Origin of the sequence: Pandoraea sp. LA3 (assembly GCF_022696215.1) — a bacterium.
Lineage (GTDB): Bacteria > Pseudomonadota > Gammaproteobacteria > Burkholderiales > Burkholderiaceae > Pandoraea > Pandoraea capi.
In genome coordinates this window covers 63,355-79,301 of the sequence record NZ_PTPY01000034.1, presented here as the reverse complement: position 1 = coordinate 79,301, position 15,947 = coordinate 63,355, and the positions used below count along the sequence as shown (strand labels likewise).

Annotated in this window: 18 protein-coding genes; 10 read left to right on the top strand and 8 right to left on the bottom strand. The window is 63.9% G+C overall.

The window, feature by feature from the left end; genetic code table 11:
* Positions 1-62 precede the first annotated feature (62 nt).
* Positions 63-1,058 (bottom strand): LysR family transcriptional regulator, encoded by a 996-nt coding sequence (locus C5N93_RS14565; RefSeq protein WP_242559821.1) that lies wholly within the window; start codon positions 1,056-1,058, stop codon positions 63-65.
* A 116-nt stretch (positions 1,059-1,174) separates the two neighbouring features.
* Here C5N93_RS14565 and C5N93_RS14560 point away from each other — a divergent pair, with 116 nt between their 5' ends.
* On the top strand, positions 1,175-1,618 hold the full coding sequence (locus C5N93_RS14560; protein ID WP_242559820.1) for a cupin domain-containing protein: 444 nt from the start codon (positions 1,175-1,177) through the stop codon (positions 1,616-1,618).
* Between the two features lie 74 nt (positions 1,619-1,692).
* Here C5N93_RS14560 and C5N93_RS14555 read toward each other — a convergent pair whose 3' ends face one another.
* Both C5N93_RS14555 and C5N93_RS14550 read right to left on the bottom strand, forming a co-directional pair.
* On the bottom strand, positions 1,693-2,490 hold the full coding sequence (locus tag C5N93_RS14555; protein WP_242559819.1) for an aldolase: 798 nt from the start codon (positions 2,488-2,490) through the stop codon (positions 1,693-1,695).
* A 104-nt stretch (positions 2,491-2,594) separates the two neighbouring features.
* Complete coding sequence (locus C5N93_RS14550; protein WP_242559818.1) at positions 2,595-3,314, bottom strand: haloacid dehalogenase type II; 720 nt, start codon at positions 3,312-3,314, stop codon at positions 2,595-2,597.
* A gap of 116 nt (positions 3,315-3,430) precedes the next feature.
* Between C5N93_RS14550 and C5N93_RS14545 the strand changes: the two genes are divergently transcribed.
* Positions 3,431-4,306: a LysR substrate-binding domain-containing protein gene (locus tag C5N93_RS14545; protein WP_242559817.1), complete on the top strand. Its 876-nt coding sequence runs from the start codon at positions 3,431-3,433 to the stop codon at positions 4,304-4,306.
* A gap of 22 nt (positions 4,307-4,328) precedes the next feature.
* Here C5N93_RS14545 and C5N93_RS14540 read toward each other — a convergent pair whose 3' ends face one another.
* Complete coding sequence (locus tag C5N93_RS14540) at positions 4,329-5,939, bottom strand: MFS transporter (RefSeq protein WP_242559816.1); 1,611 nt, start codon at positions 5,937-5,939, stop codon at positions 4,329-4,331.
* A 180-nt stretch (positions 5,940-6,119) separates the two neighbouring features.
* Between C5N93_RS14540 and C5N93_RS14535 the strand changes: the two genes are divergently transcribed.
* The gene (locus C5N93_RS14535) at positions 6,120-7,022 is read left to right on the top strand and encodes a LysR substrate-binding domain-containing protein (protein ID WP_242559815.1); all 903 of its coding nucleotides are present in this window, start codon (positions 6,120-6,122) and stop codon (positions 7,020-7,022) included.
* Between the two features lie 25 nt (positions 7,023-7,047).
* On the opposite strand, the gene C5N93_RS14530 is transcribed toward C5N93_RS14535, so the two are convergent.
* The gene (locus C5N93_RS14530) at positions 7,048-7,929 is read right to left on the bottom strand and encodes a LysR family transcriptional regulator (RefSeq protein WP_240493399.1); all 882 of its coding nucleotides are present in this window, start codon (positions 7,927-7,929) and stop codon (positions 7,048-7,050) included.
* A gap of 245 nt (positions 7,930-8,174) precedes the next feature.
* Here C5N93_RS14530 and C5N93_RS14525 point away from each other — a divergent pair, with 245 nt between their 5' ends.
* The 6 genes from C5N93_RS14525 to C5N93_RS14500 are packed head-to-tail and all read left to right on the top strand — an operon-like array spanning position 8,175 to position 12,586.
* On the top strand, positions 8,175-9,035 hold the full coding sequence (locus C5N93_RS14525) for a transporter substrate-binding domain-containing protein (protein ID WP_069340203.1): 861 nt from the start codon (positions 8,175-8,177) through the stop codon (positions 9,033-9,035).
* A gap of 29 nt (positions 9,036-9,064) precedes the next feature.
* Positions 9,065-9,736: an amino acid ABC transporter permease gene (locus C5N93_RS14520; protein ID WP_150723495.1), complete on the top strand. Its 672-nt coding sequence runs from the start codon at positions 9,065-9,067 to the stop codon at positions 9,734-9,736.
* Complete coding sequence (locus C5N93_RS14515) at positions 9,726-10,439, top strand: amino acid ABC transporter permease (protein ID WP_069340202.1); 714 nt, start codon at positions 9,726-9,728, stop codon at positions 10,437-10,439. The genes C5N93_RS14520 and C5N93_RS14515 overlap by 11 nt, the downstream gene beginning before the upstream one ends.
* On the top strand, positions 10,436-11,395 hold the full coding sequence (locus tag C5N93_RS14510; RefSeq protein WP_069340201.1) for an agmatinase: 960 nt from the start codon (positions 10,436-10,438) through the stop codon (positions 11,393-11,395). The genes C5N93_RS14515 and C5N93_RS14510 overlap by 4 nt, the downstream gene beginning before the upstream one ends.
* Positions 11,396-11,409: 14 nt before the next feature.
* On the top strand, positions 11,410-12,138 hold the full coding sequence (locus C5N93_RS14505) for an amino acid ABC transporter ATP-binding protein (protein ID WP_139133031.1): 729 nt from the start codon (positions 11,410-11,412) through the stop codon (positions 12,136-12,138).
* A 34-nt stretch (positions 12,139-12,172) separates the two neighbouring features.
* Complete coding sequence (locus C5N93_RS14500; RefSeq protein WP_150723435.1) at positions 12,173-12,586, top strand: RidA family protein; 414 nt, start codon at positions 12,173-12,175, stop codon at positions 12,584-12,586.
* A gap of 97 nt (positions 12,587-12,683) precedes the next feature.
* Here the strand turns inward: C5N93_RS14500 and C5N93_RS14495 are convergent, their stop codons facing one another.
* Complete coding sequence (locus C5N93_RS14495) at positions 12,684-13,274, bottom strand: hypothetical protein (protein WP_139133016.1); 591 nt, start codon at positions 13,272-13,274, stop codon at positions 12,684-12,686.
* A 331-nt stretch (positions 13,275-13,605) separates the two neighbouring features.
* The gene (locus C5N93_RS14490; RefSeq protein WP_242559814.1) at positions 13,606-13,932 is read right to left on the bottom strand and encodes a helix-turn-helix domain-containing protein; all 327 of its coding nucleotides are present in this window, start codon (positions 13,930-13,932) and stop codon (positions 13,606-13,608) included.
* 173 nt (positions 13,933-14,105) lie between these two features.
* Between C5N93_RS14490 and gstA the strand changes: the two genes are divergently transcribed.
* A complete protein-coding gene (gstA, locus tag C5N93_RS14485; protein WP_242559813.1) occupies positions 14,106-14,756 on the top strand; it encodes a glutathione transferase GstA in 651 nt (216 codons plus the stop codon).
* 59 nt (positions 14,757-14,815) lie between these two features.
* Here the strand turns inward: gstA and C5N93_RS14480 are convergent, their stop codons facing one another.
* Positions 14,816-15,946, bottom strand: coding sequence for an NAD(P)/FAD-dependent oxidoreductase (locus C5N93_RS14480; protein ID WP_242559812.1), 1,131 nt, complete (start codon positions 15,944-15,946; stop codon positions 14,816-14,818).
* Position 15,947: the final 1 nt, after the last annotated feature.

Sequence of the window (15,947 nt, the reverse complement as noted above, 5' to 3'; positions counted from 1 at the left end):
GCTTAGTGCCGGGCGTGCGGTCGTGAGGCCCTCACGTGCGCCGGGGGCCGAATGTCGGGCGCTCAGCCTTGTTTTACGGGCTTTCTCACTTGGTGAGACGGCGCTTTCGAGGCAGATTTCGGGTCTGAGGCGCCGCGCGTCTCCAGATGATCGACGAGATGGTCGGAGAACGCCTTGACCTTCGCGGTGAGCTCACGCCGTGAAGGATAGACCAGATAGAGACCGGCTTGCGTATCTCTGGTATCGCCGACGTTGAACGGCAGGTTGAGCAGCCTTCCGTTCGCGACGTCGTCGTCGCAAGTATGCGCGGGCAGCACCGCCGCTCCGGCACCATGCAACGCCAACTGCCTGAGCAGGGCGAAGCTGTTCGTCGCAACGGCGTAGTCGGGTTGTGGCGGGTGCGGCGGGTGCGTTGGAATGCGCGCAGTCGAACGCGACAATGCCGGCGACCCCGCGCGCGGGCGGAAGATGAGTTGCGGGATGTCGTGCGTGGCGCTCGGCGTGTCGTCTTTGCTGACGCGCTTGCTCCGCGACTTGCCGAACGCGGGGCTGGCGAAGCGCGCGAAGCCGAACGTGGCGATGCGTCGCGCAATGACGTGATCCCCGCCGGGGTTGCCGCCGCGAATCGCCATGTCGAGATTGTCGTCGACGAAATCGCTCACGCTGTCGTCGACCAGCACGTCGAAGCGAACGCGGGGATGCATGACCCGAAACGTCGTGATGGCGACGCTCAGTGCATCGAACGGGAAGTCGAACGGCACGCCGATGCGCAGGGAACCCGTCAATGCCCGATTGGCCGATGGACTGGCGGCGCCAGTCTGCTCAGCGTCGCGCAACGCCTGAATCGCGGGCGCCGTGCGTTCGAAATAATCGCGGCCATCGTCGGTGAGCGCGATGCGGCGTGTCGTGCGACGCAGCAGGACAACGCCCAGATGGGCTTCCAGCGAGGCCACGCGAGCGCTCACCGTCGAGCGGGGAATATCGAGGGCGCGCGCCGCTGCGGAGAACGAGCCGCGTTCGATCACGGTCACGAACGCCAGCGTTCCATTGAGATCCATCGAGATTGATTGTCCATTTGATTGGCAAGTCCTGCCAATTTTAGACGTCTTTTCTCGCAAGTGAGAGATCGCCAGAATGAAGGCATTCCCCCTGACACGAAGGAGTCGTCCGTTTCATGCAATCCGAATTCAATCCGCACGTCGATACAGTGTCGTTCGCCAACATGGATGTCCGCCTCATCGCAGGTGTGCACGATCGCGGCGAGCATCACGAGCGCGATCTCACGATCATGGACATGACCGTCAATCCGCAGGGCGGCGCGCCGATGCACCGTTCGCTCGATGAAGAGAAGACGTTCGTGCTCACGCATGGACGTCTGCGCTTTACCGTCGGTGACATGACGAGGGAAGTGATGGCGGGCGACGTGGTGAACGTCGCGAAGGGCGATGTGCACGGCTTCGTCAACGAACAACTGACGATCGCGCGCATGTTGCTCGTGTCGACGCCGGCCTGTCACGACGCGTTCTTCCGCGCCATGGCGGCGCTGCCCGTGCCGCATGACCCGCAGGCCGTGCGCGAGGTATGTCAGACGTTCCGTCAGGAGATCGTGGGTCTGTGAGGTGACGTCAGTCAGCGAGCCGGTTCCGGGTTGGATGACGGTCCGGCGCGCCAACCTTTCGCGACGTACCGCGATCAGCGGTCGAAGGGTACCCCGGCAGCACGCAGGCGTCGCATGGCGCTGTCAAGGTGAGCGCGAGCGCTGTGCGGATCGCCTGCGCGCATCTCGGCGGCGGTGCGTCGCGCGATGGCTTCCGGCACGGCGCGAAGCTCGCGGCCCGTGCTCATCGCCTTGCACTGCACTTCGCAGGCGCGCTCCAGATAGTAGAGGTCGTCCCACGCTTCGGCGATGTTGGGTCCGGCCACCATCACCCCGTGATGCTTCATGAAGACGATGTCCGCGTCGCCCATGGCGGCGGCAATGCGGTCGCCTTCCTCGTTGCCCAGCGCGAGCCCGTTGTAGTCGGTATCGACGACGGTGCGTCCGTAGAACTTGAGCGCTGTCTGTCCCGCCCACACGAGAGGGTCCCCTTCACTCATCGCGAGTGCGGTCGCCCAGGGCATATGCGTATGAAACGCAGCGCGCACGCGCGGGTTCGCCTTGTGCAATCGGGCATGGATGTAGAACGCCGTGGCTTCGGGAACCCCGTCGCCCGCGACGACGTGCCCTTCGACGTCGCATACGAGCAAGCTCGATGCGGTGACCTCTTCGAACGCCAGCCCGAAAGGATTGACGAGGAACCAGCGGTCGCTGCCTGGCAGCATTGCCGAGAAGTGATTGCAGATGCCTTCCTCGAAGCCGTGCATGGCGGCGAGCCGGAAGCATGCCGCGAGTTCTTCGCGGGCGGTGCGCACGGCGGGTGAGTCGAGATCGACGTCGTGGTCGAGGCGACGCGAGGTGTCGCCCGCGTTCAGTGAGAGCGTATGCGCCATGTCAGTCTCCACGTGAGCGACGGTACGCTTGCGCCTGCCGTCGCATCCGGTGATTGCGAGTCTTCTGCATCGTTTTCCGAGTAGCTTCCGGATTGGCTTCCCGATTACCAGCCGAACGCGTCGAACAACGGTACCACGGCATCGAGCGTGGCGACGGTCGCGTCCGGCGTGTAGTCGGGCAGCGGACGACGGCCCGTGCCACGATCCACCCAGACGCAGCGAAACCCGATGTCGCGCGCGGCCGCATGATCGAGATGCGGGCTTGCGCAGATGTGGACGACCTCGTCCTTCGTCACGCCAAGCTGCTCGTGGGCGTAGTCGAAAAGACGCCGGTTCGGTTTGTATGCGCCGGCCTGCTGCGCGGTGATGACGCGATCGATATGCCCGCCCAACTGCGCGACGTTGCCCGCGATGATGTCGTCGTCGGTGTTGGAGACGATGCACAGGCGGTAGCCGCGCGCCCCCAGCGCCGCGAGCGTCGGCACGACTTCGGGGAACGGCGGCATCGCGGAGATGTTGCCCGTCAGCACTTCGATGTCCTGCGGCGAGGCTTGCAGCCCCAGATCCTGCAACGCAAGGCGCAGCCCCTCGCCGGCAACTTCACGGAACGCGCGATGGGGCGGCGTTTGTTCGAGCGTGTGTTCGTGGTGATCGAACGTCGAGATGAGATCGGCCGTGCCGATGTTGTGCCCCGGCTTGCTTTGCAGAATGCGGGTGACGGCGTCGCGCAGGCCCTCGTCCCACTGGATGAGGGTGCCGTAGCAGTCGAAGGTGAGCCACTGCGGGCGCGGGCTGTTCTTCAGCGATTCGGAGGGTTGCGACATGACGTGGCTCCATAGCGAGGAAATGGATGGGATGCCGTCAGCGTAGTCGGATCGCCGCATATTCTGAAATTAAATTAAAATGTGACACTTATCGAATATGTAAATATGGTGCTGCCATGCTGGATCTCGGCCTGCTCAAGACCCTCGTTGCCGTTGTGGACGAAGGCAGTTTCACGCGCGCAGCGGAACGGGTGCATCGCACGCAGTCGACCGTGAGTCAGCAGATCCGGCGGCTGGAGGACGACGTCGGCCGCCAGTTGCTCATGCGCGATCGCTCCGGCGTGAACGTCACCCCGACGCTCCACGGCGAACTGCTCGCGCAGTACGCACGCAAGCTGTTGGCGCTCTCGATGGAAGCCGTCGATGCGATGGAAAACGACAGCCGGGTATCGACGGTGCGTGTCGGGCTGCCGGAAGACATCGACGCTCGCCGCATGGCCGAGATGCTGTCGCGCTTCGTGCAGAGCCACGGCGACATTCGTCTGGAGATCGTGGCAGGGATGAGCACCGATCTGCGCGAGCGTCTGGGTGCGGGCGATCTGGAGCTTGCGCTCGTGAAGCGCGAGCCGGGACAGGGCGACTGTCTGATGGCGTGGCCCGAGACGCTGGTCTGGGCGATGGGAAGCCATGCCGACGCTGACGACATGGTGCATGCCCCCGTGCCGCTGGCGCTGTTTCCCCAAGGCTGCATTTACCGACAGCGGGCGATCCGGAGTCTGGATGCGGCGCAGCGTCCGTGGCGCATGGCCTTTGGCAGCCACAGCCTCACGGGCATTCAGGCGGCGGTGTCATCCGGTCTCGGGGTGTCGGTGTTGCCCGAGACCGTGTTGTTGCCGGATCACCGGGTCTGCGAGGCCTTGCCACCACCGCCGCCGTCGGAAATCGCGTTGGTGGATGGCGGCGGCCCGGCATCGGCGTCGCGCCGTGCGCTGGCGGACTTTCTCGCCGTGACGGTGGGCGAGACGTTGGGCGTCGTGTCGGCCAGCGCCTGATCGACACCACATCGGGGAACGTTCAGGAGGAGCGTGATACCTGTGCGGCGCGCGTTTCGGGCGTTTCGCGGGCCTCGGCGCGTCCCATGCTCAGGTGCACGGCCAACGCGCACAGCACGGCGAAGACACCCGCGCCGAGGAATGCGCCGCTGAAGCCGCTCGCGTAAGCGTTGCGCCCGGCGTCGAGCAGCGCCTGACTCAGCGTCGCCGGATACAGATGCAGCGCCTGCGTGAAATCACCGGCGGAGATCGCGTCGGCAAAGTCCATGCGTGTGGCGACGTCACCCTGCGTGGCGCCCACCAGCGCCGGAACATGCGCGGCGACGCTGCGATGCACGCCCGCGCTCAGCACCGCGCCCAGTGCGGTGTATCCGAGCAGAATGCCGGAGAAGCGGAACGTCGTACTGATGCCCGAGGCCATCCCCGCCCGGTCCCGCGCAATCGTCCCCATGATGGCCTTCTGGGTCTCGCCGTTGAGCAAGCCGCCACCGCTGCCGAGCACGAACATCGCCACCATCAGCGGTAATGCCGAATGCCCGAGTCCTTGCGCCGAGACGTACGCCATCGCGGCATTACCCAGGCCGGTCAGTGTCAGCCCCAGCACGAGAATCCGATGGGACGGCAGATGCGACGAGAGTCGTTTGCCGACCTGCGGCAGCAACAGCATCGCGACCGCGAACGGCAGCATGGCGATGCCGGCGCCCAGCACCGTTTCACCGCGCGCGTTCTGAAGAAACTGCGGCAGCAGCGAAGCCATGACCTGCGCGCATGCGGCGTAAGAAAACATGGCAAGCGTTGCGCCTGCGAACGGCCACGAGCGGAACAGCGACAGGTCGAGCATGGGATGCGCGCGCGAGCGCTCCACGGCAGCGAAGATCGCAAAGAGGATGGCCCCGGCAGCGAAGCGCGTCAGAATGCCGGGGCTGCTCCAGCCGGCGGCAGGCGCGGCGATCAACGCCCACGTCACACAGAACATCGCACTCGCGAAGAGTGCGATGCCGGGCACGTCGATACGACGTTGTCCCTCGGCTTTCGACTCGGGCACGATGCGCACGACCGCCAGACCGAGCAGGGCGCAGATCGGTGCGTTGACGTGGAACGCCCAGCGCCATCCGAGCGTGTCGCCGATTACGCCGCCGATGAGCGGAGAGAGCACCATCGTCAGTCCCATCACCATGCCCCACAGTCCCCACGCGCGGGCACGCGCCTCTTTCTCATGGAAGCCGTGGCCGATGATGGCGAGCGCGGGCGCCAGCAGGAACGCAGCCCCGATGCCTTGTGCGGCGCGCGCGAGATAGAGCCACTGTGCCGTCGGCGCAAGACCGCAGGCGAGCGACGCGAGCGCGAAGCCGGTGATGCCGCAGAGGAATACGCGGCGTCGGCCGAAGCGGTCTGCGATGGACCCGGCGGGCAGGAGCAACGCGGCGAAGCACAGCACGTACGCGCCGATGACCCATTGCACTTCGGCGAAGCTCGCGTGCAGTTGCGCCGAGATGGTCGGCAGCACGACGCCGACGACGTTGGTGTCGAGCACCGTCATGGCGCAGCCGGTCGAGGCGGTGAGCAGGAGCGCGAGGCTGCCCGTCGACGAAGACGGGGTGTCGGGTGAGCCAGTTTGAAGTTGCGTTGTCATATCGAGATTCGCAAGGGCGAGTGTGTCGAAGCGTGTGTGCATTCGATCACGCGAGGGGGCGACGCGTCATTGCCGGGCGTCGGCAAACTTATTAGGTTGAACCTAATGAAACGAACAATGACGTCCGGAGCGCCGCGCGGTAGCATGGCTGACAACGCATAACAAACTGTGGGGATTCCGGTGGAATTACGGCACTTTCGCTACTTCGTGACGTTGGCGCAGACGCTGCATTTCGGGCGCGCGGCGCAGGCGCTGGACATTGCCGCACCCACGCTGACCGTGCAGATTCAGGACATCGAACGCATGCTGGGGGTGCAGTTGTTCGCGCGAAGCCGTCGCGACGTGCGTCTCACGCCCGCTGGCGAGATGTTCCTGCTCGAAGCGAAGCAGGTGCTCGCTCAGGCCGAGCACGCCGTGCAGGCGGGGCAGCGCGCCGGACGCGGCGAGACGGGGCGTATCGAGATCGGTTACATCGGCTCGGCGGTGTTCTCGGGCGTCTTGCAGACGCAACTCGCTGCCTTCCGGCAGGCGTGGCCGGGGGTGATCGTGACCGCGAAGGAAGTGTCGCAGCACGAGTCGCCGGCGATGCTCGTGGACAACCGTCTCGACGTCGCGCTGGTCCGCATGCCGATCAACCTGCATAACCGGCATCGTGCACACGTCCTGTTCCGGGACAGTTTCTGCGTGGCGTTGCCTGCGGGGCATTCGCTGGCGAATCCGTCGGGCGCGGTGGATGCCGAAGCGCTGGACGGCGAGCGTTTCATCAATCCCGAGCAGACGCTGGGGACATTCGAAGTGGCGCGTCGCGGCGGATTCACGCCGATCATCGGTTCCGCGCCGGGATCGTTGATCGCGGTCTTGACGGCCGTGGCGTTAGGCGAGGGCGTGGCCATCGTGCCCGACGTGCTCGTCGGCGCGACGGCGATCCCCGGCGTGGTCTTCAAGCCGTTGGCGGGTCCGCCGATTCATTCTGAAATCTCCGCCATCTTTCGCAGCTTCGAGCCGTCGCTGGCCGTGACGAAACTCATCTCGCAGATTACGCGCACGGCAGCGGTCACGTCGTACGCCTTGTTCGATCAGTGAGCGTCGTGCGCCGACCGACCTGTCGTCACGTCTGCTGCGTCTGTGAATGACATTGCGCCAGCAGATCCAGAAACAAATCCAGCGCCCGCGTTCTCGGGCGTGACGCCTCCGTAATCGCGCTGATCGCGTTCTCGTATTCCGGCCCGGCGGGTACCCGCACCAACGCGTGGCGCTTCGCGAACGATCCCGCGTAGTACTGCGGCAGCAACCCCACATAGTGTCCCGACAGCACCAGCATCGCCACCGCCTCCAGTCCCGAGGCCGTCGGCCCGCGCGTCAGTCCCAGCGTGTTGAGCGCTTCATGCACGAACGGCTGTGTCCGATAGACGAGCGGTAGTGTCGACGCGTCCTTGACCCGATGCTTCGCCACATACAACTGATGACGCTCGATAAACAGCGGCTGATAGTGAAACCCCGCTTCACGCCGGTACATCCCCCGTATCGCGATCTGCACACGGCGCTCGCGCAGCGCGAGATCGAGTTCATTGAAGGTCATCACCGTCAGCTCGACTTTCACATCGGGCGCCTGCGTCTTGAGCGCATCCAGCGCCTCGGGGATGTGACAGCCGACATCCGACAGGATGTGCTCGACCATCCCGATGGATAACGTGCCTGACAGCACGCCACGCACGGCATCGATTTCCGGACGGATCCGCTCCAGCGACTTCAGCGCGTCGCGCGCCAGTTCCAGCGCGACCTTGCCCGCATGCGTGAGCACGAAGCCGGACGGCCCGCGCTCGCACAGGCGCGTGCCAAGCGTCTCCTCGACTTCACGGATATGTCGGCTGATCGACGCCTTCGACATGTTCAACTGCTTCTCAGCCGCCGCAAAACCGCTCGCCTGCGCCACTGCGCAGAAGATGCGCAACGAGCGCAAGTCTCGCTCACTGAAATCCCGATTTGCCATCACCCACTCCTCGCACCCACTCCTCGATGACTCCCGCCCGTCCACGTCCGAACGCCTGCCGAACACCAAGCAAACCCCCGCCACTCGCGCACTTCAAAAGGTTTCATTTTTTGAAACCATACCAATAAAAAAATCATTTTTCATGATCTTTTTGCCCGCATACATTGAATTACAGAGGCGCATCGAACCGGGCACTGCCGGAAGACGCCCGTCAGCTACCCAACCCACATGACGCGAGGCAAGCAATGAAGACCTGGTCCAGACGATCCTTTGTAAAGGCGGCGCTTGCATCGAGCGCCGCAGTGACCCTCCCGGCCCTGCCCACGCTGGCCTTCGCCGAAGGCGGCACGCTCGCCGATATCAAGAAGCGCGGCAAGCTGACGGTCGGTACCGAGGCCGCTTACGAACCGTTCGAGTTCGTGGAAAACGGTCAGGTGGTCGGTTATGGGCACGACGTGCTCGAACTCATGGCCGCGAAGCTCGGCGTGAAGCTCGAACAGATGAATTTGCCGTTCCAGGGCCTGTTGCCCGGCCTGATGTCGCACAAGTTCGATTTCGTGGCGACGAGTGTGGGCATCACGCCGGAGCGCGCCAAACGTTTTGCCTTCAGCCAGCCGGTCGGCGTGGTGCGCTCGGTGTTGATGGTGCGTGTCGACGAAACGGCGATCAAGGGCGATATGGACATCGCGGGCAAGACCATCGGCACGCAGATGGGCTCGTCGTCGCAACCGGTGGCCGACGAGTTCGAAAAGGAACTCAAGGCGAAGACGGGCAAGGGCTATGCGGGTACGCGCCTGTTCCAGGCGTATCCGGATGTCTCCAACGCGCTCGCCAACAAGACCATCGACGTGGCGCTCATGCCGTCGAACATCGCGGCAGTGCAGATGCGCAAGCAACCCAACGCGTTTCGCATCGCCGGCACCATCGGTCAGCCGAAGTTGCTCGCGTGGGTGGCAAACCCGAACGATCTCGAAATCCGCAAGTTCATCAACGATTCGCTCGACGAGTTCCGTGCCAACGGCAAGCTCGCCGCATTGCAGCAGAAGTGGTTCGGTGGCCCGATGGACACGCCGCGCGAGAACTATCTGCCGCAAGGTGCGATTTGACGTCCGCCGCCATGTTCGCCGGGCTAGGGATGTCTGACATGGGCGGCGTGATCCAACCGTTTCTCGAAGGCGTCGTGTCGGGAACGGCGATTACGCTGGCCGCCTCGGCAGGGGCCTTCGTGATCGGTCTGGGTCTCGGGATCGTGCTGCTGCTCGCGCGCATCTCGCCGATTGCGCCGCTGCGCGCATTCGTCGTGCTGTGGGTCAGCCTGATTCGCGGCACGCCGGCGCTGATCCACATGTTGATCGCGTACTACATGGTGCCCGCGCTGCTCGATATCTCGATCTCGCCGGTGACGGCCGGTGTGGCGGCGCTGGCGTGCAATACGAGCGCCTACATCGTCGAGATCCTGCGCGGTGCGCTCGGCACGATCTCGTACGGGCAACGCTCGGCCGCGTACGCCATGGGCATGCGCGCGACGCAGGTCTGGCGGCACGTGCTGCTGCCGCAAGTCATCTATCGCGCCATTCCGCCGCTCACCAGCGAGTTCACGATTCTGCTCAAGGCGTCGTCGCTGATGTCGATCATTGCGGTGCCCGAACTGGCGACCGTCGCGCGCAACGCCACGTTGCAGACGGATCTGCCGTTGCAGGTCTTCGCGATTACGGCGGCCGTGTACTTCGTGCTTCTGTTCTGCATTTCGGCCGCGTCGCGCGTTTGCGAGCGCCGGGTCTCCAGGATGCTGCCCCATGGCCATTGATTTCTCCATCGTCCGGGAAGCCGTTCCCGTTCTGCTCGAAGGCCTGCGCATCACGGCGCTGGTGAGCGTCATCGGCATCCCCATCGGGGTCGTGGTCGGGATCGTCGCCGCCTATGCGGCGCAGTCGCGCACGCTGCTGCGTCCCATCGCGCTCGGCTACGTCGAGCTGGTGCGCAACATCCCGTATCTGATCCTCGTCTATCTGTCGTTCTTCGGGTTGCCGAAGCTGGGGGTGAGTGCCTCGGCGATGACGGTTGCGGTCGGCTGCACGGCGTTCTACACCGGCGGGTATTTCTGCGAAATCCTGCGTGCGGCATTGCGCAGCGTGGCGCGCGGACAGACGCATGCGGCGCTCTCGCTCGGCATGACGTACTGGCAGACGCAACGACACATCATCGCGCCGCAGTTGTTCGGCTTTCTGATTCCGCCGACGACGAGCCTCGTGATCATGATGTTCAAGGACTCGGCCATCTTCTCGGTGATGAGCCTGCCCGAGATGACTTACCAGAGCAATCTGCTCACGGCAAACACATTCGCTTACGTCGAAGTGCTCGGCACGACGGCGTTGATCTACTGGCTCAGCAGTGTCTTGCTGGCCGGTGTCGGGCGACGTCTGGAAACCGTTGTCGGGCGACGTACCCGCACACCTGACGTCCCCGCTTTATCGACACTCCCCGCCAAAGGAAAAGGACAACTCTCATGACGACTTACACCGTTGCCCCGCGCACTGGTCATCCGACGCTGCTGTACTCGGAGCTCGATCTCGACATCGATAACCTGAAGGCCGACATCGCCGTGCTCGGCATGCCATACGGCGCACCGTACGCTGCCTCCGACTTCAGCAACGATCAGACGAATGCGCCGTCTGCGATTCGTCAGGCGACGGATCGTGTGGTGCGTCGTCCCGAGCACTACGACTTCGATATCGACGGCCCGCTGCTGCAAGGCCGCAAGGACATTCGCTTCGTCGACTGCGGCGACATCGTTCCCGATCTGTCGAAGCCGGGCGAGCACTATGCGCGCGCCGAAGCTGCCGTGCGCCGCATTGCCGCCGGTGGTGCGATGCCCATCGTGCTGGGCGGCGATCACGGCATCACCACGCCGGTGCTGCGCGGTCTCGACCAGAAGGGGCCGATCACGCTCGTGCACATCGACGCGCATCTGGACTGGCGCGACGAAGTCAACGGCGTGCGCGAAGGCCTGTCGAGCCCGATCCGTCGCGCTTCCGAAATGGCGCACGTCGATCGCATCATCCAGATCGGCCTGCGTGCGCAGGGCAGCGGCCGTCCGCAGGATCTCGCTGCGGCGCGCGAGTACGGTGCGGAGCTGGTCACGGCGTACGAGTTGCACGACATCGGCATGGACGCCGTGCTCGATCGCATTCCCGACGGCGGCAACTACTACCTCACCATCGACGCGGACGGCCTCGATCCGTCGACGATGCCGGCGGTCGCCGGTCCGGCGCCGGGCGGCGTGACCTTCGTGCAGGCGCGCAAACTGATCCACGGTCTGGTGCGCAAGGGCCGTGTCGTCGGCATGGACATCGTCGAGATTCAGCCGGAGAAGGACGACGCCAACCTGATCTCGTGCGTGACGGCCGGCCGTCTGATCCTCAACCTGATCGGCGCGTCGATTCGCGCGGGACACTTCGACAAATGAGCAACGCACAACCGATCATCGACATTCGCGGCGTCGACAAGTGGTACGGCGCGCACCACGTGCTCAAGCAGTGCTCGACGCATGTCGGCAAGGGCGAGATCGTGGTGGTGTGCGGACCGTCCGGTTCCGGCAAGTCGACGCTGATCAAGACCGTCAACGCGCTGGAGCCGTTTCAGAAGGGCGACGTCGTGGTGGCAGGAACGTCGCTCACCGCGAAATCGACGGACCTGCCGAAGCTGCGCAGCAAAGTCGGCATGGTCTTTCAGCACTTCGAGCTGTTCCCGCATCTGGACCTCACGCGCAATCTCACGCTCGCGCAGCAGATCGTGCTGGGGCGCGATGCCACGTCGGCGCGCACCAAGGCGCGTGCGCTGCTCGATCGCGTGGGTCTCTCGGCGCACGCGCACAAGTATCCCGGCCAGTTGTCCGGCGGTCAGCAGCAGCGTGTGGCCATTGCGCGGGCGCTGTCGATGGATCCCATGGCGATGCTGTTCGACGAACCGACATCGGCCCTCGATCCGGAGATGGTCAACGAGGTGCTCGACGTGATGGTCGAACTCGCCCGCGAAGGCATGACGATGATGGTTGTCACCCATGAGATGGGCTTCGCGCGACGCGTGGCGCATCGCGTGGTGTTCATGGAGGACGGCGCGATCATCGAAGACAGTCCGACGGACGTGTTCTTCAACGACGCCGCCAGTCCTGCCGCCAAACGCTTTCTCTCGAAAATCCTCGCGCATTGAGCGCAGGACACATCGCTTTCAGACACGAGACAACATGACGCACACTCGAATCCGTAAGTTCAACACGCGTGAGACCTACCCGGAACAGAAGCTCGACAACGATCTTTGCCAGGCGGTGATCGCGGGCAACACCATCTATCTGCGCGGACAGATCGGTCAGGATCTCGACACCCGTGAGTCCGTCGGTATCGGCGATGTCACGGCGCAAACCGAAAAGGCGATGGCCAACGTGAAGATGCTGCTCGACGAATGCGGCAGCGAGCTCGCGGACATCTGCAAGGTCACGGTGTACATCGTCGATCCGCGATATCGCGAAGCCGTCTACAACGTGATGGGACGCTGGCTCAAGGGCGTGTTCCCGGTCTCGACGGGTATCGTGGTGCAGGCGCTGGCGCGCCCCGAGTGGTTGGTGGAGATCGACGTGACGGCGGTGAAGCCGACCGCTTAAGCCTTGCGCTGACGGTGCGAAACCAAATGGCCGGCGGACAACCGTCGGCCATTTGCATTGTGTGGCGAGATGTGAGGTAAAAGGCTAGGCCCAGGCTTCAGAAGCGGCGTTTGACGTAGACCGTCGCGCCGAGATCCTTCTGACGAAGAATCGGGATTTTTGCGCTCGCGGAAACGGTCCAGTCTTCCGTCTTCAGCGAGAGTCCCCGCTTGGGATCGGAGCCGAGTTTGTCGTCCGCGTTGTTCCATTGCACCAGCGACAACTGTGGCGACTGGTTCGGTCCGATGCTCAGATAACTTCGCGAGGCTTTGGCCGCAGCCGCCGCATCGGCGGCCGGCGTCGACTCGATCCAGTCGGCGGGACGATGGTCGTTGGGATGCACCGCGCCGTTGATCGCTTCGATACGCGTGTAGAGGAAGGCGTTGGTATCGGCTTGCGACATTCGGTCGACGCGCTGCGCTGTCTCCTGGCCTTCCCGGCCGAACGGATAGAGCGTGACGGGAACGGCCGGAACCGCTGCGACGGAAACAGGCGCGGGCGGTGGCGGGACATATACGGGTAGCGGTGAGGGCCCGAGATTGGCCATCATCATCTGTTCGGATGAACCCGAGTCGGCGCCATCGGCCATCGCCACGCCGCTAAGCGTGAGGACACAGGCGCCTATCATCCATTTGTTCAGGCACGTCATGGACATGCCTCCCGTGAAGGAATGGAATCGCTATTCCACTGGCCCCATTTTTACCTTCGTACGGCGCACTTCCTGCATCTGCCGGGCTCCGATGAAACCCTGGAACTTGGCATTGCGAACCGTCTTGAGCGGTCTCCATGCGCCGTATGCATTTAGGAAGTGTAGTCAGTCATTTGCAGACCGCTACCCCAATTTCCACCGGGGGCAGGCCGTAGGGGCGGATCGCGACCCGCTCAAGCCCGCCGGACATACCCGTAGCGCGTGCCACGTCCCGGAGGCTTCGGGTATATCCCGACGGTTCGCCCGGGCTCCTTTCCGGAGGATCCGGCGATTACGACGACTCGTCGCGTGCCTTCAGCCATAGGCCGAATTCCTTCATCACTTCGACCACCGGGCGCAGTCGCTCGCCATCTGCCGATAGCGCGTATTCGACCTTGACGGGGGAGGTCGGATATACCGTGCGCGTAATCAGCCCCGCGTCTTCCAGCGCGCGCAGATCCAGTGTCAGCATGCGCTGCGAGATGCCGGGAACGTCGCGACGCAGATCGTTGAACCGCTTCGGGCCGTCGAGCAGATACGACACAAGCAACAGGCGCCAGCGTCCCCCGAGAATACGCATCGATTCTTCGACCGAACAGCCGGACAGATTCTCTTTCATCGCACACTCACATCTTTAAAAGTAAGTATATTTTTTGTACTTATGTGACATTTTAATGCCTTCTTCACTTTTTATACCGAATGCCTAGAATGGTGCCGGTCGCACGCAATCCGGGCTGTGCGCCATCACGACGCTAATGCGTCGGACTTGTCGAATCTATTCGGGGAACATGAATGAAGCTCTACTACGTGCCGGGTGCCTGCTCGCTGTCGACACATATCGTGCTCAATGAGTTGGGCGACGACTTCTCGCTGGTGAAGGTCGACTACAAGACGCATACAACGGAGGACGGGAGCGACTTTTTCGCGTGCAGTCCGTTCGGTTACGTGCCGCTACTCGAACTGGAAGACGGCACCCGGCTGCGTGAAGGACCCGCCATCGTGCAATATCTGGCGGATCGGAAGCCGGCGTTGGGGCTTGTCCCGGAGAACGGATCACTGGCGCGTTACCGGCTTCAGGAGTGGCTCAATTTTCTGAGCACGGAAATCCACAAGGGCTTTATTCCGCTGCTCTATGCCGTGCTGGCGGGGAAGTACGCGACCGAGTCGGCAAAGCCGAAGCTCGCCCATCGCTTTGCATGGATCGACGCACAGTTGGCGGGGCGGGCGTATCTGATGGGCGACACCTATACCGTGGCCGATGCCTACCTGTTCACGCTGACGCAGTGGGGACAGGCGTCGTGGCTCGACTCCGTCTACAAGGCGGACATTCACTTCGACGATCTGGCGCATCTGCAACACTGGTACGAGCGCGTGCGTGCGCGCCCGGCCGTGTGCAAGGCGCTGGAGGATGAAGGACTCAAGGTGACGAGACGCGCCGCATAGTTTCCATCGTCACGACGTTCGGGCAGGTGTCGTCCCCCAGAGGCCCGAGTGCGATCACGCTATTGCGCAGGCAACCCCGCAACGCCCGCCAGCCCGAACCATTCCCTGAAGGCATCCGTGCATTCCGCGCTCGTCTCGGCAGCACGATCGAGCATGGCTTGCTCCTGCGCGTGGACGGCGGCTTGCCAGTCGGTCTGGCTCGCGATGGCTTGCGCGAGTTCGGCGGCGTCGAGCATGGCGAGGTTGACGCCGACACCCATCGGCGGCGTCACGTGCGCGGCGTCGCCGATCAGCGTGAGACCGGGCGTGGCAGGCCATCGCGTGCCCACCGGCAGGCCGACGATGGGGCGGATGGCTGCGATACGGTCGGCGTCTTCGATCAGCGTCAGCAGTGTGGGCGACCAGCCGGGAAAGCGCGCGAGAAGGTCCTGTTTCGTGAGGTTGGCGAGCGCCTTCTCGGGGCGATCGGTGTCGTCGGCATGGGTGCGGAATGCGGCATAACTCCGGATTACGGCGTTGCCGTTGCGCTGTGCAAAGAGCGCCGTTCCCGTCGCTTGCCCGGTGCCCAGCGACATGAGCGTACCGTGTCCGACCATCTTCGCAATCGCAGGATGACGGCGGTCCACATCGGTCATCCACAACTCGACGAACGTCACCCCCGAATAGCCCGGACGGACGTCGGTGAGTGCGGCTCTGACGGCCGACCCTGCACCGTCTGCCCCGATGACGAGATCGCATTCGTGTGTCCGTCCATCGTGAAGACGCACGACGCAGCGTCCGCTGGGCGTCCGGGTCACCTGTGCGATGCGCGCCCCCCATACGACCATTCCGGCAGGCAGCGGCGTGAGCAGCAGTTCGCGCAGCACGAGGCGGTCGATCTCGGGGCGATCTCCCGTGCCTGGCGCGGGGATGTCTTCGAGCAGCACCGCGCCCGTGGCCCAGTCGATGTCGCGCAGTTCCTGATCGTCGTGGCGGGCGATGGCCATGAAGGCGTCGAACAAGCCTGCCTTTTTCAGCGCGAACTGGCCGTCCGGCACGTGCAGGTCGAGCATGCCGCCCTGATCGCGCGACGTGACGGAAGCATCCGCTTCGAAGACGGTGACGTCGAAGCCGTCCCGATGAAGCATGTTGGCGGCGACCAGACCGGCGGGCCCTGCACCAGCGATGACGATGGCGGGTTTGTGCGACATT